The sequence below is a fragment of the Pseudomonas sp. ASL8 genome (assembly GCF_056680355.1).
The window spans coordinates 231,754-249,969 of record NZ_CM155278.1; the positions used below are offsets into that span (position 1 = coordinate 231,754).

Genomic DNA, 18,216 nt, shown 5'->3' on the forward strand with positions numbered 1-18,216 from the left:
TATTAACGCTATACCCTTGCACGCCGCGGCACTTCAAGCGCGGCCAACTCAATGTTCTTGATTGCAAGCGTAGGGTAATAACTCTACTTCGCATTTGCCGACCCTGGCGACGTAACGAGAACGATTATTCATTCGCTATCTATGGAGCAGGCTTATTAACTGATTTGCACAGGATCGTAAACAAGTAACGCCAGAAAAGCTTTTTTGCCCGCGTAATGAACGACCTCAGGCACGCCGGCTGTATTGAACACATCACAGGGCACGATGCAAAAATATTTGCCGTCGGGTGGACAGTATTTGTTCAGGTTCGGTCCGCTATTGTGGGCAAGGTCTGACAGTACACTCTGCACGCGGACTCGGTATTCTACTGAACTAGCTTAACGCGCGCGCTGCTGTTGCACCTTTTCCCATTAAAGCGTCTCGTGCGGATCGCCCTGCGCTCGCAGCCCCGCAAAACGCTCATGTAAAAGAGTTCGCGCCATCACGCTGAAGATCAACGTAATTTTCACTATTCCTGAACTATGCTTTACGCGAACATTATGTCGCGGCGCCGTTACCGACCCTGTCAGCGCGGCCCCCGTATTTTCAAAGTAAACAGTATCTGTGGATATTGCAGACGGCCCGTGTCTCAAGCCGCAATGCTTTCCTGCGCTAGAGGATCCTATGAATCAAAGTTTCCTGCCCTTTTCCCGCCCAAGTATCGGTGACGAGGAAATTGCCGCCGTCGAGCAGGTCTTACGCTCCGGCTGGATTACCACTGGCCCGAAAAACCAGGAGCTCGAGCAAAAGTTTGCCGAGCACGTGGGCGCTCGTCACGCTGTTGCGCTGTCTTCCGCCACGGGCGCCATGCACGTGACGTTACTTGCGCTGGGCATTGGTCCGGGCGACGAAGTCATTACTCCGTCGCAGACTTGGGTATCCACCGCCAACATGATCTGTTTGCTCGGCGCGACCCCGGTATTCGTGGACGTGGACCGCGACACCCTGATGAGCGACCTTGCCGCCATTGAAGCCGCGATCACCCCGCGAACCAAAGCGATCATTCCGGTGCACTACGCCGGGGCCGCCTTTGATCTGGACCCCCTCTACGCGCTGGCTGAGCGTCACGGCATCCCGGTAATCGAAGATGCTGCTCACGCGGCTGGCACGCTTTACCGTGGCCGCCAGGTCGGCGCGCAAGGCACCGCGATTTTTTCGTTCCACGCGATCAAAAACATGACATGCGCCGAAGGGGCGATGTTCGTCAGTGATGACGAGAACCTCGCCAACCGGGTACGCATGCTCAAGTTCCACGGACTTGGCGTGGACGCCTACGACCGTATGACCCATGGCCGCAAACCGCAGGCAATGGTCATTGAGCCGGGCTTCAAGTACAACCTGGCCGACATGAACGCCGCCATCGCCCTGGTTCAGCTCAAACGCCTCGACGAGATCAATGCCAAGCGCGAGGTCCTGGCGCAGGCCTACCTCAAGCGCCTGAAAGGGTTGCCAGTTCAGCCGCTACACCAACCAGATTATCCCCAGCAGCATGCCTGGCACCTGTTCATCCTGCGCATCGATGCCGAGCGCTGTGGCGTGGACCGAGAAGCATTCATGAAGGGCTTGCAGGAGCAGAACATCGGCACCGGTATTCACTTTATCGCCACTCACCTGCACACCTATTACCGCAAGCGCTTTCCGTCGATCCATTTGCCCAACACCGAATGGAACTCGGCGCGCCTGTGCTCGATCCCGCTGTTTCCCGACATGACCCTCGACGACGTCGAGCGCGTCGCTTGCGCTATTGAAACCACTCTGGAACGAAGCCTGTGAAACCTTATCCGATTCAGTGCGTTTCGATCGTCATCCCGGTCTATAACGAAGAGCAGAGCCTGCCGGAGCTACTGCGCCGGACCGAAGCTGCCTGCGCACAGTTGCACCATGAATTTGAAATCGTTTTAGTCGACGACGGCAGCCGCGACAACTCTGCGCAAATCCTCCAGGACGCCTCAGAGCGTGAAGGCAGCTCCATCGTCGCGGTGATCCTCAATCGTAACTATGGCCAGCACGCTGCAATCATGGCGGGCTTCGAGCAATGCAAAGGCGATGTGATCATCACGCTGGACGCCGACCTGCAAAACCCGCCGGAAGAAATTCCGCGCCTGGTTGCCCAGGCCGAGCTCGGCTATGACGTGGTGGGCACCGTGCGCAGCAACCGTCAGGATTCAGCCTGGCGCCGTTGGCCGTCGCGCTTGATCAACCTTGCCGTACAGCGCTCCACCGGCGTGGCCATGAGCGACTATGGCTGCATGCTAAGGGCTTACCGACGCACCATCGTCGACGCCATGCTGGCCTGCCGCGAACGCAGTACGTTCATTCCGATTTTGGCCAACAGCTTCGCGCGCCACACCACTGAAGTGCTGGTTCAGCACGCCGAGCGCGAGCATGGCGAATCCAAATATAGCCCGATGCGCCTGATCAACCTGATGTTCGATTTGATCACGTGCATGACCACAACCCCCTTGCGCTTGCTGAGCATCATCGGTTTCAGCATGGCGTTCCTGGGCGTGTTGTTCGCCGTTTTGCTGATCGGCCTGCGCCTGATATTCGGCGCACCCTGGGCCGGTCACGGCACCTTCGTTTTGTTTGCTGTGCTGTTCGTGTTCACCGGCGGACAGTTCATAGGAATGGGTCTATTGGGCGAATACCTGGGTCGGATGTACAGCGATGTCAGGGCCCGCCCACGCTTTTTCATCGAAAAAGTGCTGCGCAGCCCGCCCGCTCCGGCCCCTGTAAACGTTAACGACTCAAACATGTCTTCATCTTCCAATCAGGTCACGTTATGAATCCTAAAGCTGTCGTCTTTGCCTACCACGATATTGGCTGTGCTGGCATCGAAGCCCTTCTGAACGCTGGTTATGAAATCGCCGCCGTGTTTACCCATGCCGACGACCCGAAGGAAAACACCTTCTACGGTTCGGTCGCGCAATTGTGTGCACGCAAAGGTATTCCAGTGCACGCGCCGGAAGACGCCAACCACCCCCTGTGGATTGAACGGATCAGCAAGCTCAACGTTGACTACCTGTTCTCGTTCTACTACCGCCATCTGCTGGGTGAGCAACTGTTGGCCTGCGCAAGCAAAGGCGCTTTCAACCTGCACGGCTCCCTGCTCCCGCATTATCGCGGCCGCGCCCCAGCCAACTGGGTGCTGGTGAACGGCGAAACTGAAACCGGCGTGACCCTGCACCGCATGGTCAAGCGCGCTGATGCTGGCGCTATCCTGGCTCAACAGCGTGTTGCCATCGAACGTTCCGACACCGCGCTGACCCTGCACGGCAAGTTGCGCGAGTCGGCTGCCAACCTGTTGCGCGAAGCGCTGCCGTTGCTTGCCCAGGGCAAGTTGACCGAAACCCCTCAAGACGACACGCAGGCTTCTTACTTCGGACGCCGCACCCCGGCCGACGGCCTGCTGGACTGGAAGCGCCCTGCCGAACAGTTGTTCAATCTGGTTCGCGCCGTGACTCAACCCTACCCTGGCGCGTTCTGCCCGGTTGGCGAGCACAAGCTTATCGTCTGGAGCGCCGACGTCGTTGCCGGCAATGAAGGGATAGCCCCAGGCCGGGTGATCAGCTCCGACCCTCTGCGCATCTCCTGTGGCGAAGACTCCCTGGTGATCACCGCCGGTCAGCGTGGCGATGCCGGGCTCTACCTCAGCGGCCCACAACTGGCCCGCGAACTGGGTCTGGTCGAAGGCTCGCGCATGGTCGGCAGCGAGTCGTCACGTGCCGTGCGGCGCACCCGCGTTCTGATTCTTGGCGTCAACGGCTTTATCGGTAACCACCTTTCCGAGCGCCTGCTGCAAGACGATCGCTACGAAATCTATGGCATGGACATTGGTTCCGACGCCATCGACCGACTGCGCAGCCACCCGAACTTCCACTTCGTCGAAGGCGACATCAGCATTCACTCCGAGTGGATCGAATATCACATCAAAAAATGTGATGTCGTGCTGCCGCTGGTGGCCATCGCAACGCCGATCGAATACACCCGCAACCCACTGCGCGTCTTCGAACTCGACTTCGAAGAAAACCTGAAGACCGTTCGCTACTGCGTGAAATACGACAAGCGCGTGATCTTCCCGTCGACCTCCGAAGTGTACGGGATGTGTACCGACCCGAATTTCGACGAAGACACGTCTAACCTCATCGTGGGCCCGATCAACAAGCAACGCTGGATTTACTCGGTTTCCAAGCAATTGCTCGACCGGGTGATCTGGGCTTATGGCCAGAAAGGCCTGCGCTTCACCCTGTTCCGTCCATTCAACTGGATGGGCCCACGCCTGGACCGTCTGGACTCGGCGCGGATCGGCAGCTCGCGTGCAATCACTCAACTGATCCTGCACCTGGTGGAAGGCACCCCGATTCGTCTGGTCGATGGCGGCGCGCAAAAACGCTGCTTCACCGACGTGGCTGATGGCATCGAAGCCTTGGCACGCATCATCGAAAACCGTGATGACAAGTGCAACGGCCAGATCATCAACATCGGCAACCCGGACAACGAAGCCAGCATCCGTCAGTTGGGCGAAGAACTGCTGCGTCAGTTCGAAGCTCACCCACTGCGTTCGAACTTCCCTCCTTTCGCCGGTTTCCGTGACGTCGAGAGCCAGTCGTTCTATGGCACTGGCTACCAGGACGTGACCCACCGCAAGCCAAGCATCGACAACGCTCGCCGCTTGATCGACTGGGCCCCGACCATCGAACTGAGCGAAACCATTGGCAAAACCCTGGACTTCTTCCTGCGTGAAGCAATGCTCGAAATCGCGGACAAACGCTGATGCAGGCAGGACTCCGCATCGATGTGGACACCTATCGAGGCACCCGTGAGGGGGTGCCCCGGTTGCTGGAAATGCTCGACGAGGCACAGGTAAAAGCGACCTTTTTTTTCAGTGTTGGTCCGGACAACATGGGGCGCCATTTATGGCGTCTCTTCCGCCCTCAGTTTCTCTGGAAAATGCTGCGTTCACGGGCAGCCAGTCTGTATGGCTGGGACATTCTCGTGGCCGGCACCGCATGGCCGGGCAAACCCATCGGGCGTGACCTTGGCCACTTGATGCGTCAAACCCTGGAGGCCGGTCATGAAGTCGGCCTCCACGCCTGGGATCACCATGGCTGGCAAGCCAATGCCGGGCGCTGGAGCGACGCTGAGTTGATCGAGCAGATTCGTCGGGGAGTGGACTGCCTCAGCGACATCACCGGGCACGCCGTCGACTGCTCTGCAGCCGCCGGCTGGCGCGCTGATGAGCGCATAGTCCAGGCCAAGGAATCATTCGGCTTTCGCTACAACAGTGATTGTCGCGGGCACAGTCTGTTCAGGCCGAGGTTGGCCGACGGCAGTCTGGGCACGCCGCAAATCCCTGTGGATTTACCCACGTTTGACGAGGTCGTTGGCCCTGATCTGAGTGCCAGCGATTTCAACGCATTCATTCTCGACCGCTTCAGCCCGACCGGACTGAATGTCTATACCGTTCATGCAGAGGTAGAAGGGATTCTGATGGCTAACGACTTCCGTCAATTGCTGGCTCAGGCGAGCTTGCGAAACATTGTCTTCCAGCCTCTTGGTAACTTGCTGCCAGCCCAGGCCAGTAGCCTGCCTGCAGGGCAATTGGTACGTGGCGTACTGAGTGGCCGCGAGGGCTGGCTGGGAGTACAACAGGCATGACCCGCCGTTGGGCGATCCCCCTCCTGCTGGTTGCCTTTTGCCTGGCGTTTCTGCTGCCGCTGGGTTCTCACGGCCTGTGGATTCCAGACGAAACCCGTTACGCGCAAATCAGTCAGGAGATGCTTCTCAGCGGCAATTGGGCCTCTCCGCACTTCATGGGTTTACGCTACTTTGAAAAGCCCGCCGCCGGTTACTGGTTGATTGCAATCGGCCAGGCCGTGTTCGGTGAAAACCTGTTCGGCGTACGGATTGCCTCGGTACTGAGCACTGGGCTCAGCGTTGTGCTGACGTACCTGATTGCACGGCGCTTGTGGAATGATCCGCGCAAAAGCTTTGCCTGCGCCCTGTTCTACATGAGCTTCGGTTTGGTCGCCGGGCAAGCTGGCTACGCCAACCTCGATCCGCAATTCACCTTATGGGTCAACCTGAGCCTGGTATCGCTGTGGTTCGCCATTCACAGTACGGGCCGGGAGCGACTGCTCAGCTGGGTCTTGCTGGGTTTCGCCTGCGGCATGGGTTTCATGACCAAAGGCTTTCTCGCCTGGCTGCTGCCCGCCCTGATCGCCCTGCCTTATATGGTCTGGCAAAAACGCCTGCGTGAGCTGCTGAAATACGGGCCACTGGCCGTCGTGGTAGCGATTGCAGTGTGTCTGCCTTGGGTCGCCGCCGTGCACGCCCGAGAGCCTGACTTCTGGAGCTTTTTCTTCTGGCACGAGCACATTCAGCGCTTTGCTGGAGAGGATGCGCAGCACGACCGGCCGTGGTGGTTCTACCTGCCGATGCTGGTCGTTTCCAGCCTGCCGTGGGCACTGCTTCTGCCGACGACCTTCAAGCAGGCGTGGCTGAGCAAAGGTCAGGCGAAAACCGGGTTTTTACTGCTCTGGCTGATACTGCCGCTGGCCTTTTTAAGCATCAGCAAAGGCAAACTCCCTACCTATATCATGCCGTGTCTATTGCCTCTGGCCCTGCTCATGGGGCACGCGCTGATGGACCGCCTGGAGAACGCCAAAGGCCGACTGATCCGTAGCAACGGGCTGCTCAATATGGCGCTCGGGGTGATTGTCCTGCTTGCCTTGGTGTACGTGCAGCTCAAACAACCCGTGTATGAAAACGAACCGCTGCACCTGCTGCTCGCGATCATCGTGCTGATAGGCTGGATCATCACTAACGCCTTGCAAGCGCTCAAGCCGCTGGTGTGGTGGGCCATGCCCGCGCTCGGCATGTGGCTGCTAGTCGCTCTACTGCCGGCAGCCCTGCCCAACAGCATGGTGTTCAATAAAACGCCCGACATGTTCATTGCCCGTCATACGCAGGAGTTGGCCCAGACTCGCCATCTGCTCAGCAACGACCTGGGCGCGGCCTCTGCATTGGCGTGGCGTGTGCAGCGACCTGAAGTGGCGCTGTACAACACGATCGGCGAGCTTAAATACGGCCTGTCATACCCCGAGGCTGCGGCCCGCGAAGTCGGCCTTGAAGATATCCAGCAATGGATGACTCAGGCTCGACGCGAAGGCTCGGTAGGGGTCGTGATGCGGGTGAAAAGCGAAGACGAATTACACGAGATCGCGCTGCTGCCCCAGGATGGCAAGCGTTATGAAGAAGGGAATCTCGTGATTCTTATCTTTGCGCAGGCTCAGCCATGACCCTGTTCCTCTTGCTCGCCGCCTGCGTATTGAGCTGCCTGGGTCAGATTGCCCAGAAGTTTGCCGTGGAAGGTTGGCGAGGGCGAAACCCCAGTATTGCTCTCGCCCTGCGCTCTGCGTGGTTATGGCTCGCGCTGATCAGTCTCGGCCTGGGCTTGCTGCTGTGGTTACTGGTGCTGCAACGGCTGGAAGTGGGTATCGCCTACCCGATGCTGAGCTTGAACTTCGTGCTGATCACACTGGTCGCGCACTACCTGTTCCACGAGTCGATTGATAAACGCCATTGGCTGGGCGTCGCACTGATCATTACCGGGGTGGTTCTTCTGGGGCGCCAGGCATGAGCCGACGTCGAGGTCTCGCGCTGGCCGTCGGCAGTGTGCTGTTGGTCAGCAGTGCTCAACTGGGCATGCGCTGGAGCATGACGCGCCTGCCATCCCCTGCTCAGTGGATCGATGCAGTGAGCGACGGCACCCTTGCGCCAGCGGCGGTAGCCGTTGTGGCGGCCTCCATACTTGCCTACGCCCTTTCCATGCTGTGCTGGCTGGGCGCCTTGCGCGACTTGCCATTGAGCCGTGCCTATTCATTGCTCAGCATCAGCTACGCACTGGTCTATGTGTTGGCCGCCAGCCTGCCGTTCTTCAACGAGCATTTCAGTGCCCTCAAAACTCTCGGTGTAGCCCTGATCATCCTGGGCGTCATCACGATCAACTCTCAACGCAATTCGGTAGCATCGCCTAGGAATTCCGCATGAAAATCAGCGTATTTGGTAGTGGTTATGTTGGCCTGGTACAAGCAACGGTTCTGGCTGAAGTGGGCCACGATGTCATTTGCATGGACATTGATGAAGACAAGGTAAAGCTCCTTCAGCAGGGTCATGTCAGCATCTTCGAACCTGGCCTCGCCGCCCTTGTGCGGGAAAACCTGGAAAGCAAACGGCTGCACTTCACCAGCGATGAGAAGCTGGCCGTCGAACACGGCGAGGTGTTATTCATCGCTGTCGGCACACCTTCCAGCGATGACGGCTCGGCCGATCTCGGCGCTGTTTTCGCGGTCGGTGAAGCCGTCGCGCGCCATCGGGTGCAACCGCTGATCCTCGTCGAGAAATCCACTGTACCCGTGGGCACCGGCGATGCCCTGCGCCTTCATACCGAAAAAGCGCTGGCAGGCCGCCCCCTGCAGTTCGATATCGTCTCCAATCCCGAGTTTCTCAAAGAGGGTTCGGCCGTTACCGACTGCCGCCGTCCGGATCGCATTGTGGTCGGTTGCGAGCGAGAGGAAGTGCGTGAGGTGATGCGTGATCTCTATGCGCCGTTCAACCGCAATCACGACCGCATTATTTTCATGGACCTGCGCAGCGCCGAGCTGACCAAGTACGCCGCCAACTGCATGCTGGCAACCAAGATCAGCTTCATCAACCAGATCGCCGAACTGGCCGAGCACCTGGGGGCCGACATTGAATCCGTGCGCCTGGGGATCGGTGCAGATTCACGCATTGGCTATCACTTTATCTACCCGGGCGCGGGTTATGGCGGCTCGTGTTTCCCCAAAGATATGCGCGCTTTGATCCACAGCGCCCAGCAGGCACACTGCTCCAGCGATCTGCTGGAAGCCGTGGAAGCCATCAACCAACGGCAGAAGCACAAGCTGTTCGAACGCGTGAATGCCTTCTACAAAGGCGATCTGCGCGGCAAGACCTTCGCCCTGTGGGGCCTGGCGTTCAAACCCAATACCGATGACATGCGCGATGCCCCGAGCCGGGTATTGATGGAAGCGCTGTGGGCTGCTGGCGCCGAGGTTCGCGCCTTTGACCCCGAAGCCATGCAGGAAACCCAGCGGATTTACGGTAATCAACCGAACCTGAGCCTGATGGGCACACCCGAGTCTGTGCTGGGGGGTGCCGATGCCTTGATCATCTGTACCGAATGGCAGCAGTTCAAGGCACCCGACTTTGACCTGATCCAGCAACGCCTGAAAGCGCCGGTCATCTTCGACGGACGTAACCTCTACGACATAGAGCGAATGGCCCGCATGGGTTTCAGTTACTTCCCTATGGGGCGCGGCGACTCGATCCAACTGCCGGTCCATGGTGAGCTCTCGGCTGACACCCAAACCGCACGGTGACCCTGCGATCAGCGCCTGACGTTACCCGGCGCCGATCAATCCCCGCCCGACACTGTGAGCCCGCGTTTGCGGGCTCACAGTGTCGGGCTATTTTTTCTTGGAGAAACACGTTGGCATCCACTCCCTTAGCCCGAACCTCGGTGGCGTCCCTGACCACCGTGCGCCAGCAATCCCTCGTGCTGGGAGCCTTGGCACTGCTGCTGTTCATCGCAGGGAACTACCAACAGGCGGCGATCGGTTTCGATTCGCGGTTCGTGGTGTTTGCCCAGGAAATGTTGCGCAATGGCCCTGGTTTTTTCCCTACAACCTATGGCGAGCCATACGCAGACTATTCTGCAACTTCAACATTTTTCATCTACCTGCTTTCGTTACCTTTTGGCCGAGTGATCAGCCTGACGGCCTGGTTGCCTACCGCCATCGCTTCGGCAGTGATGGTCTCGCTGGTCTACCGTCTGGTCGCGCCGTACTCGCGCCTCTGGGCGTTGATCAGCATTGCTCTGCTTACCCTGAGCATGACGTTCATCACTGAAACACGGGCCATATCCCTGGATCAGATGCTCGCGACAGTAGCCTTCAGCATTTTCTACCTGGGTTACGCCGCAGACCATTTCGAGGCGCCGCGGCGCATGGGCTGGATCCTCGCGTTGCTGGTGCTGGGGTTCGCCATTCGCGGGCCGATAGGCCTGGTGGTGCCAACGGGCATGCTATGCAGCTATTACGTGCTGAATGGCCAGTGGCGTCGAATGTTCATTTTTGGACTGCAAGCATTGGCGTTATTGGCGATCTGTATCGGGGTGTTGTTGCTGCTCGCCGATCTCAGCGGTGGCCCGACGTTCATGCACGAAGTCGTGCGCATGCAGTTCACCTCACGCATGGACGGCAGTGAAGGATCAAGCAGTGCGCTGTACTACTTCACCAGTTCGACAGGCAACTATGCGCTGGCTTACCCGCTGGCCATTCTGGCGCTGGCAACAGCGCTGCTGACACGCAAGGAACACCAGGGTCCAGCGCTACGACTGGTGCAGTTCTGCGCAGCCGCCGGGCTGATCGTGATGATCGGACTGTCGATACCGCAGGCTAAAAAAGCACGCTACATGCTGCCCATGTTACCCATGGCAGCGATCATCGCGGCCTACCCGTTCCAGGTCCTCGAGGGGCGTTTGTTCGCCTGGTTACGCGGCCTGACACAGGGGATCTGGCTGTTACTGCCGGGGCTGTTGATCGCGGGTTTACTGGTAGCGCGCCACCGTTTCCCCGAGCAGTTGATCTCCATCGGGGCGGTGTTAAGCGTACTGGTGGTATTGCAGGTCGCTGCACTCGCCCTGCTGTTCAAACCGCAATGGCGAACGGGCGGCCTGGCGGCCTGCGCAGTACTGGCCGTGTGGTCGAGTTACATACTGGTCGTTGAGCCAGTGGAACGCACCCTGTATGACACCCGCAGCTTTACTCAGGCCGCGTATGAACTGATCAAGCGTGATCCGGCGCCCGTGGTGCTGCACAACATGGGCAAAGACGCGAAGGCGATCAAGTTCATGGTCAACGTCCAGGAAGACCTTCGACCGGTGTTCACCGAGTTGCAAGCGGGCCTGGATGCTCTACAGGGACCCGCCTGGCTGGTGATGGACAAGACCGATTACCAGGCGCTGCAAGGCACCCGGTTTGCGACACTGCCCATACTGCTCAGTGGCCGTTTCGACAAGAATGACTACGTACTGCTGCGCCTGCCACCGGCGCCCATCAAGGCGCCATGACTCTTTAGATCAAACAGACTATTGCCCGACGAAATAATAGACGCGCTCGCCGACCACCATTTTCTCCAGCACCTTCAACGGTGCTGCGGGCTCACTCTGGCGTTCCATGATCGCAATATTGTCGGGCGATTGACTCAGAAACAGAGTCAGCTGTGCCTCGGACTGTATGGCCTCCAGCCGGCTCTGGCTGTAGAACACGCTGGCACCCGCCAGCCGTTCGTTGGGTTGAAACAAGACAACCTGCCGGCCATTGGCTTGCAGTGCCTGAACGCGTGCAGTCAGTGGCAGGAATGAAAGCTTGAGGTCCGCTCGGGGCACCAGCCATAACGCAGCGGCCAGATAGCCACAAATCACCACGCCCAACACCCCGAACACCAGCACGCGTCTGGCGTTGAACAGCTTGCTCGCGAAGGTCGAGGAGTCGGCGCGCTCGCGTATTTTCTCAAACAGCACAGCGCCATATTCGGCGGCGATCACCGCCGCGGCAGGCGTCAGCGACATCAGGTAAACCATGCGCTTGCTGGACGCGATGGTCAGCAACGTGAACTGCGCCAGGAACCAGAGGCTGAAGAACAGTAAGTGCCGATTGCTCAACAGGGTTTTGCGAAAGTGCCAAAGACCGAAATAGACCAGCAAGTTCCAGGGCAGAAACGCCTGCGGCAGTTTGACCAGATAGTAATAAAACGGCTCGAAGTGACCGGCGTCTTCAAACGAGCCACTGAAACGGCCGACGCTATTAGCCCAAAGCACATCACCCAGCATCTGCAGGCCGCCGCGCTGATACAGCAGACCCAGCCATATCAGCAGCGGTATCAGACCGACCAGGGTAAACAGAGCGGGCCGTAGCCAGTCCGAAAGAGCGAAGCGCTTTTCGAGGATGCTCTCGCCGACCAGATAAGCAAAGATCACCACACCCGGCAACGCCAGTCCCAACACGCCCTTACTCAGCGTAGCGATCATGATCCCCGATGCGAACAGCAACCAGCTGCCGAGGGCTAAATGCCTTTGCTCTGCCTGTTGGCGACTGGCATGAAAAAACGCCAGCAGCGCCAACGTGACACCGAGGCTAAGCAGCGCATCCTCACCCACCTGCCGGGCATTACTCCAATAGCTGGCCGTGGTGGCCATCAAAATGGCGGCGGCCCAGGCGATGAGCACAGGGCGTCCCAACTTGCGCAGCAGGGTGTATAGCAACATAAGACTGAACAAACCGGCGAAGGCAGACGCCAGTCGCACGGCCAGAGGCGTCGCGCCAAACAGCTGAATGGCGCCGGCATCGAGCCACAGGCTCAGTGGCGGTTTTTCCAGAAACGGCTGCCCGTTGAGCTTGGGCACCACCCAGTCATTATCGAGGTGCATTTCCATCGCAATCCCGGCAACGCGGGGTTCAGTAGAGCCTTGCAACTGGTGATTACCCAGGGCAAAGAAAAACAACAGACAACCCAGCACAAACAACGTGAAGGCTGGTCGGGAAATACGCATCAAATCACCCAGTGGAAGAAAGGGAAGGTGCAGAAAAAAGTCAGGCTTTAAGTGCCATCACGGCACGAGCTTTAACGAAATTTCAATATACGGTCGAGTAATCTTCACACACCGTTAATGAACACCGTGTTAACTCACAAGCATATTTCATATGCCGTGTGCTCCGCAGGTCCCCTGAGAATAAAAACGCCATGTCCGTACTGCACTCAACATCGGCCACCCATACAGTTAAACCCAGACGCCGAGTACGAACCTGGTTGGCGGCATGTGCTGTCATTGGATTATCCATTGGCCTGACGGGAGCAGGGTTCGCGCTGATTCCACCCGCGCCCTATTCTCCCCTGGCGGGTCTCGACTCGTCCCGCGTTTCACTGATCGCTCTGGGCGATCAAGGGAGTGGCACTTTACAGCAGTGGACTGTCGCGCGTGCAATGGAGCGTGTGGCCGATAAAGACGGGCGCCTGGACATGGTCACGCTGTTGGGCGATAACTTCTATGGCAAGTCTCTGACGGGCACACGTGACATTAGCTGGCAGATGAAATTCGAACGCGTTTACAGCGGGAACTGGTTAAGCCACGTACCGTTCTATGCAGTACTTGGCAATCACGACTATCCCACCTCGCAACAAGTAGAACTCGACTACAGCCAGCAAAAAAAAGGATCCGGCCGCTGGCAGATGCCTGATCGCCAGTACACCAAAGACTTTGGAACTGTCGAGGGTCGTCCGCTGGTACGAATGGTCTTTCTTAACACCTCGGCGCCTGCCGCAGAGCTGCACCAACAGATTGCCTTCCTTGAGCAGGCATTCGAACAACCGGGCCCGGCACCCATCTGGCGCATCGTGGCCGCCCACCATCCCGTCCGCAACTCAGGCAAGCACGAAGAAGAGTCGAACATGATGACCGATCTGCTGCCCGCGTTACAGCGCGCCAAGGTCGACGTTTATCTGGCCGGACACGACCATAATCAGCAGTTAATGCTTGATCCTGGCGAGCCCGCCTGGGTGATATCCGGCGGTGGCGGTCAGAAACTCTACCCCGTGGACGAAGGGCAGCCGGACACCGTATTTGCTGCCTCCCGGGCGGGCTTCACCAAACTCGACTTCAGTGGCGACCAGCTAAAACTCGCCTACTACGATGAGCAGGGCGGTGCAGCCACCCACTTCACGTGGGCCCGCGGATGCCCCTGGATGGCCAAAGGCTGCCTGATCGCGGACAACCGTCAATAGACCCATGCCTTCGCCCCTCTGACACGCGTTCGCAAATCCCGCTGCCGCTGTGGCTTATCCCTACAGAGACAGCCGAGGCGCCAAATGGATTGACGTGGCATAATCATCGGCTAATTTTTTGGCACCGCGTGGGGAGTTTCGGGGATGGAAAATTCCTCCAGTGAAAACAAGGGCTTACGCCTTTTCGGGATCAAGGCCTGCGACACCATGAAAAAAGCTCGCACCTGGCTCGATGAAAAAAACCTGAGCTACGACTTTCATGATTACAAAGCAGTAGGTATCGACCGTGAGCACCTGACTCAGTGGTGCGACGAACATGGTTGGCAGGTCGTTTTAAACCGGGCAGGGACTACCTTTCGCAAACTCGACGACGGACAAAAAGCCGATCTCGATCAAGCCAAGGCAATAGAACTGATGCTCGTGCAACCTTCGATGATCAAGCGTCCAGTGCTTGATCTCGGTGATAGAACCCTGATTGGCTTCAAGCCCGATCTGTATGCGGCGGCCTTCAAGTAAGCCAGAGCGCTACTGAAGCCCCCTTTTAATCAGTTAGAGAATTCAGTAAGAGGTATTTGCATGTCCACTACCCTGTTCAGCCTGGCGTTTGGTATCGGCACTCAGAACCGTCAAGGCGCGTGGCTGGAAGTCTTCTACGCACAGCCGTTGATCAACCCGTCGGCAGAAATCATTGCAGCCATCGCACCCTTACTGGGTTACACCGGCGGTAATCAGGCCATCGCGTTCAATACCGACCAGGCCTCAAAGCTGGCTGAAGCGCTGAAGTCCGTCGATGCTGGCCAAGCCGCCTTGCTGACCCGTCTGGCCGAAAGCCACAAGCCGCTGGTCGCAACCTTGCTCGCCGAAGACGCGGCACTGACCTCAACACCTGAGGCCTACCTGAAGTTGCACTTGCTGTCGCATCGTCTGGTCAAGCCACACGGCCTGAGCCTGGCCGGGATTTTCCCTCTGCTGCCTAACGTCGCCTGGACCAGCCAAGGCGCTGTGGACCTGAGCGAACTGGCTGAGCGTCAGCTGGAATCGCGCCTGAAGGGCGAGTTCCTGGAAGTGTTCTCCATCGACAAATTCCCGAAAATGACCGACTACGTCGTGCCGAGCGGTGTGCGCATCGCTGACAGTGCACGCGTACGTCTGGGCGCTTACATCGGCGAAGGCACCACGGTCATGCACGAAGGTTTCGTCAACTTCAACGGCGGCACCGAAGGCCCGGGCATGATCGAAGGTCGCGTCTCGGCTGGCGTATTCGTCGGCAAGGGTTCCGACCTGGGCGGCGGTTGCTCGACCATGGGCACCTTGTCGGGTGGCGGCAACATCGTCATCAAGGTCGGCGAAGGCTGCCTGATCGGCGCCAACGCAGGTATCGGCATTCCATTGGGTGATCGCAACACGGTGGAATCCGGTCTGTACGTCACTGCCGGGACCAAAGTTGCGCTGCTCGACGAGAAAAACGAATTGGTCAAAGTGGTCAAGGCCCGTGACCTGGCCGGTCAACCAGACCTGCTGTTCCGCCGCAACTCGATCACCGGCGCCGTGGAATGCAAAACCCACAAGTCGGCCATCGAACTGAACGCAACGCTGCACGCTCACAACTGATTGATCCCGCGTCTGCTTTTAGCGCTGCATACGCAGCGTTGAAAGCGGGCTATCGAGCTGAATAACATGCCCCTGCCCTCTCCCTGGCGCGCTGATTTTCCAGCCATCGCCGCACTGCAACGGCAAGGCCAGACCTATCTGGACAATGCCGCAACGACCCAAAAACCCCAGGCGTTGCTCGACGCGCTTAACCACTACTACGTGAATGGCGCGGCCAATGTGCACCGGGCACAGCATCTGCCGGGCGCTAATGCCACCCAGGCGTTCGAGAACAGCCGCAGCAAGATTGCCCACTGGCTGAATGCGGGCGAGTCTGCACAAATCGTTTTCACCCACGGGGCAACATCCGCCCTGAATCTGTTGGCATATGGTCTGGAGCACGAGTGTGTTGCCGGAGACGAAATTGTCATCAGCGCGCTGGAGCATCACGCCAATCTGTTGCCTTGGCAGCAACTGGCGCACCGTCGCGACCTGAAGTTGATCATCTTGCCGCTCGACGCCAACGGCCTGATTGACCTCGAAGCCGCCGCCGCACTGATCGGCCCCCGCACCCGTTTGCTGGCAGTCAGCCAGTTATCCAACGTGCTGGGCGCCTGGCAGCCGCTGCCTGCGTTGCTGAGCATGGCCAAGTCCCATGGCGCATTGACGGTGGTGGACGGTGCCCAAGGCGTGGTTCATGGTCGGCATGACGTGCAAGCGTTGGGCTGCGACTTCTATGTTTTTTCCAGTCATAAACTGTACGGTCCCGAGGGTCTCGGCGTGCTGTATGGCCGCAATGAAGCGCTCGCGCGCCTGCATCATTGGCAGTTCGGTGGAGAGATGGTACTGACCACCGATTATCACACCGCCAAATTTCGTCCCGCACCCCTGGGCTTCGAAGCCGGCACACCGCCGATTGCCAGCGTGATTGGCCTGGGCGCGACCCTCGATTACCTGGCGAGCCTCGACCACGCGGCCGTGGTTGCGCATGAAGCGGCACTGCATCGGTTGTTACTGGACGGCTTGAACAGGCGTGAAGGCATTCGAGTGCTGGGCACTCCGCAATTGGCGCTGGTGAGCTTCGTCGTCGAAGGCGTGCATAACGCAGACCTCGCGCACTTGCTGACCGAACAGGGGATCGCCGTTCGCGCCGGGCATCATTGCGCCATGCCGTTACTCAAAAGCCTCGGCCTGCCAGGCGCAATCCGGGTATCCCTGGCGCTGTACAACGACTCCGACGATCTCGAGCGCTTTTTCAGCGCGCTGGATCAAGCCTTGGAATTGCTGCGATGAGCCTGCCTGTCGACGCACAAACAGCCCTTGAAACCTTCAACCAATCCCACAGCTGGGAACAGCGCGCACGCCTGCTGATGCAATGGGGCGAACGCCTGCCGGCCCTGAGTGAAGATGAAAAAACCGAGGCCCATCGGGTGCATGGCTGTGAAAGCCAGGTCTGGTTGCTCGGCAGCGTGACGGACGGCCACTGGCAGTTTCGCGCGGCCAGTGACGCGCGCTTGATTCGGGGGCTGGTGGCGTTGCTGTTGGCGCGAGTCAACGGCCTGTTGGCTGAAGACCTGCAACAGGTGGATCTGCCGGACTGGTTCAATCAGCTGGGCTTGAGCCGACACCTCTCGCCGTCACGCAGCAACGGCTTGAACGCAGTCCTGCAGCGGATGCGTCAACTGGCCTCTGGCAGCGCCTGAACAGGCTTGGCGCGATCCGCCGGACGTCTCACGCCCGCGACAATCTTGTCCACCGCCTTGGTCGCCGCGACCATACCGAAGGTCGCGGTCACCATCATTACCGCGCCGAATCCACCCGCGCAGTCCAGCTTGACCCCGTCGCCGACGAAGCTCTTTTGCAAGCAAATGCTCCCGTCCGGCTTGGGATACCGCAGTTGTTCGGTGGAAAACACACACGGCACGCTGTAGTGGCGAGTCACTGTTCGCGAGAACCCGTAGTCGCGACGCAAGGTCGAGCGAACCTTGGAGGCCAGCGGATCGTTGAAGGTACGGTTGAGGTCGCAGACCTGAATCAGCGTCGGGTCAATCTGTCCGCCTGCGCCACCAGTGGTGATGATCTGGATTTTGCGCCGCTTGCACCAGGCGATCAGCGCGGCCTTGGCGTTGACGCTGTCGATGCAGTCGAGCACGCAGTCGATATCAGGCGTGATGTATTGGGCCATGGTCTCGCGGGTCACGAAGTCAGCCACGGCATGCACGGTGCAATCGGGATTGATGGCGCGCAGGCGCTCGGCCATGACCTCGACCTTGGCCCGACCGATGGTGCCTTCCAGCGCATGCAACTGACGGTTGCTGTTGCTGACGCAGACGTCATCCAGATCGAACAGGGAGATTTCACCCACGCCGCAACGGGCAATCGCTTCCGCCGCCCACGAGCCAACACCGCCGATCCCGACGACCGCCACATGGGCTGTGCGCAAACGCTCCAGGCCCTCGATGCCATACAAACGGGCGACGCCAGCAAACCGCGGATCTTCTGTGTTCATGACCATTACCCCAAAAACCGGCGCGCATTATAGGACGCTATGGGGTTCAGAGTCTCTTTATCCGGATGAGCCGCCGTCGCGGGCAAGCACCCGGCGCGCCCCACGCGGCTCCTTGCAGGAGCGCGCTTGCCCGCGATCAAAGCAACGGGGTATGCCTGACACGCGACTGTATATTTCCCACAAGGCCCGGTATT

16 protein-coding genes are annotated in these 18,216 nt (G+C 58.9%); 14 read left to right on the forward strand and 2 right to left on the reverse strand.

What is annotated here, in order from left to right; translation table 11 throughout:
• Positions 1-663 precede the first annotated feature (663 nt).
• From arnB to AC1MEA_RS01155, 9 genes are all read left to right on the forward strand, one after another.
• Complete coding sequence (gene arnB / locus AC1MEA_RS01115; protein ID WP_449632911.1) at positions 664-1,812, forward strand: UDP-4-amino-4-deoxy-L-arabinose aminotransferase; 1,149 nt, start codon at positions 664-666, stop codon at positions 1,810-1,812.
• Entirely contained in the window at positions 1,809-2,825 is a 1,017-nt protein-coding gene (arnC, locus tag AC1MEA_RS01120) for an undecaprenyl-phosphate 4-deoxy-4-formamido-L-arabinose transferase (protein WP_480916393.1), read from the forward strand. The genes arnB and arnC overlap by 4 nt, the downstream gene beginning before the upstream one ends.
• A complete protein-coding gene (gene arnA, locus AC1MEA_RS01125; protein ID WP_219061225.1) occupies positions 2,822-4,813 on the forward strand; it encodes a bifunctional UDP-4-amino-4-deoxy-L-arabinose formyltransferase/UDP-glucuronic acid oxidase ArnA in 1,992 nt (663 codons plus the stop codon). The genes arnC and arnA overlap by 4 nt, the downstream gene beginning before the upstream one ends.
• The gene (arnD, locus tag AC1MEA_RS01130; RefSeq protein ID WP_480916394.1) at positions 4,813-5,697 is read left to right on the forward strand and encodes a 4-deoxy-4-formamido-L-arabinose-phosphoundecaprenol deformylase; all 885 of its coding nucleotides are present in this window, start codon (positions 4,813-4,815) and stop codon (positions 5,695-5,697) included. The genes arnA and arnD overlap by 1 nt, the downstream gene beginning before the upstream one ends.
• A complete protein-coding gene (gene arnT, locus AC1MEA_RS01135) occupies positions 5,694-7,340 on the forward strand; it encodes a lipid IV(A) 4-amino-4-deoxy-L-arabinosyltransferase (RefSeq protein ID WP_480916395.1) in 1,647 nt (548 codons plus the stop codon). The genes arnD and arnT overlap by 4 nt, the downstream gene beginning before the upstream one ends.
• Entirely contained in the window at positions 7,337-7,681 is a 345-nt protein-coding gene (arnE, locus tag AC1MEA_RS01140; protein WP_219061222.1) for a 4-amino-4-deoxy-L-arabinose-phosphoundecaprenol flippase subunit ArnE, read from the forward strand. Before arnT ends, arnE begins: the two co-directional genes overlap by 4 nt.
• Positions 7,678-8,091, forward strand: a complete 414-nt coding sequence (gene arnF, locus AC1MEA_RS01145) for a 4-amino-4-deoxy-L-arabinose-phosphoundecaprenol flippase subunit ArnF (protein WP_219061221.1) — start codon at positions 7,678-7,680, stop codon at positions 8,089-8,091. The genes arnE and arnF overlap by 4 nt, the downstream gene beginning before the upstream one ends.
• Positions 8,088-9,461, forward strand: a complete 1,374-nt coding sequence (locus AC1MEA_RS01150; protein WP_480916396.1) for a UDP-glucose dehydrogenase family protein — start codon at positions 8,088-8,090, stop codon at positions 9,459-9,461. Before arnF ends, AC1MEA_RS01150 begins: the two co-directional genes overlap by 4 nt.
• Before the next feature lie 110 nt (positions 9,462-9,571).
• A complete protein-coding gene (locus AC1MEA_RS01155) occupies positions 9,572-11,212 on the forward strand; it encodes an ArnT family glycosyltransferase (RefSeq protein WP_480916397.1) in 1,641 nt (546 codons plus the stop codon).
• Between the two features lie 18 nt (positions 11,213-11,230).
• Here the strand turns inward: AC1MEA_RS01155 and AC1MEA_RS01160 are convergent, their stop codons facing one another.
• Positions 11,231-12,688, reverse strand: a complete 1,458-nt coding sequence (locus AC1MEA_RS01160) for an ArnT family glycosyltransferase (RefSeq protein ID WP_480918080.1) — start codon at positions 12,686-12,688, stop codon at positions 11,231-11,233.
• Positions 12,689-12,885: 197 nt separating this feature from the next.
• Here AC1MEA_RS01160 and AC1MEA_RS01165 point away from each other — a divergent pair, with 197 nt between their 5' ends.
• The 5 genes from AC1MEA_RS01165 (at position 12,886) to AC1MEA_RS01185 (ending at position 17,216) form a co-directional block, all read left to right on the forward strand.
• Positions 12,886-13,923: a metallophosphoesterase gene (locus AC1MEA_RS01165; RefSeq protein WP_480916398.1), complete on the forward strand. Its 1,038-nt coding sequence runs from the start codon at positions 12,886-12,888 to the stop codon at positions 13,921-13,923.
• Positions 13,924-14,067: 144 nt separating this feature from the next.
• On the forward strand, positions 14,068-14,439 hold the full coding sequence (locus AC1MEA_RS01170; RefSeq protein ID WP_219061218.1) for an ArsC family reductase: 372 nt from the start codon (positions 14,068-14,070) through the stop codon (positions 14,437-14,439).
• A 60-nt stretch (positions 14,440-14,499) separates the two neighbouring features.
• The gene (dapD, locus tag AC1MEA_RS01175; protein ID WP_480916399.1) at positions 14,500-15,534 is read left to right on the forward strand and encodes a 2,3,4,5-tetrahydropyridine-2,6-dicarboxylate N-succinyltransferase; all 1,035 of its coding nucleotides are present in this window, start codon (positions 14,500-14,502) and stop codon (positions 15,532-15,534) included.
• Positions 15,535-15,600: 66 nt separating this feature from the next.
• Positions 15,601-16,806 carry an aminotransferase class V-fold PLP-dependent enzyme gene (locus AC1MEA_RS01180; protein WP_480916400.1) on the forward strand — a complete coding sequence of 402 codons (1,206 nt, stop codon included), beginning with the start codon at positions 15,601-15,603 and terminating at the stop codon, positions 16,804-16,806.
• Entirely contained in the window at positions 16,803-17,216 is a 414-nt protein-coding gene (locus tag AC1MEA_RS01185) for a SufE family protein (protein ID WP_480916401.1), read from the forward strand. The genes AC1MEA_RS01180 and AC1MEA_RS01185 overlap by 4 nt, the downstream gene beginning before the upstream one ends.
• Here the strand turns inward: AC1MEA_RS01185 and tcdA are convergent.
• Positions 17,192-18,022 (reverse strand): tRNA cyclic N6-threonylcarbamoyladenosine(37) synthase TcdA, encoded by an 831-nt coding sequence (tcdA, locus tag AC1MEA_RS01190; protein ID WP_480916402.1) that lies wholly within the window; start codon positions 18,020-18,022, stop codon positions 17,192-17,194. The two genes, AC1MEA_RS01185 and tcdA, sit on opposite strands and share 25 nt — an antisense overlap.
• Positions 18,023-18,216 lie beyond the last annotated feature (194 nt).

Coding starts and splice junctions, on each gene's coding strand:
- tcdA (WP_480916402.1), bottom strand. CDS start 18,022: ATGAACACAGAAGATCCGCGGTTTGCTGGCGTCGCCCGTTTGTATGGC.
- arnT (WP_480916395.1), top strand. CDS start 5,694: ATGACCCGCCGTTGGGCGATCCCCCTCCTGCTGGTTGCCTTTTGCCTG.
- arnA (WP_219061225.1), top strand. CDS start 2,822: ATGAATCCTAAAGCTGTCGTCTTTGCCTACCACGATATTGGCTGTGCT.
- AC1MEA_RS01170 (WP_219061218.1), top strand. CDS start 14,068: ATGGAAAATTCCTCCAGTGAAAACAAGGGCTTACGCCTTTTCGGGATC.
- arnD (WP_480916394.1), top strand. CDS start 4,813: ATGCAGGCAGGACTCCGCATCGATGTGGACACCTATCGAGGCACCCGT.
- AC1MEA_RS01185 (WP_480916401.1), top strand. CDS start 16,803: ATGAGCCTGCCTGTCGACGCACAAACAGCCCTTGAAACCTTCAACCAA.
- AC1MEA_RS01165 (WP_480916398.1), top strand. CDS start 12,886: ATGTCCGTACTGCACTCAACATCGGCCACCCATACAGTTAAACCCAGA.
- AC1MEA_RS01180 (WP_480916400.1), top strand. CDS start 15,601: ATGCCCCTGCCCTCTCCCTGGCGCGCTGATTTTCCAGCCATCGCCGCA.
- AC1MEA_RS01150 (WP_480916396.1), top strand. CDS start 8,088: ATGAAAATCAGCGTATTTGGTAGTGGTTATGTTGGCCTGGTACAAGCA.
- dapD (WP_480916399.1), top strand. CDS start 14,500: ATGTCCACTACCCTGTTCAGCCTGGCGTTTGGTATCGGCACTCAGAAC.
- arnE (WP_219061222.1), top strand. CDS start 7,337: ATGACCCTGTTCCTCTTGCTCGCCGCCTGCGTATTGAGCTGCCTGGGT.
- arnB (WP_449632911.1), top strand. CDS start 664: ATGAATCAAAGTTTCCTGCCCTTTTCCCGCCCAAGTATCGGTGACGAG.
- arnF (WP_219061221.1), top strand. CDS start 7,678: ATGAGCCGACGTCGAGGTCTCGCGCTGGCCGTCGGCAGTGTGCTGTTG.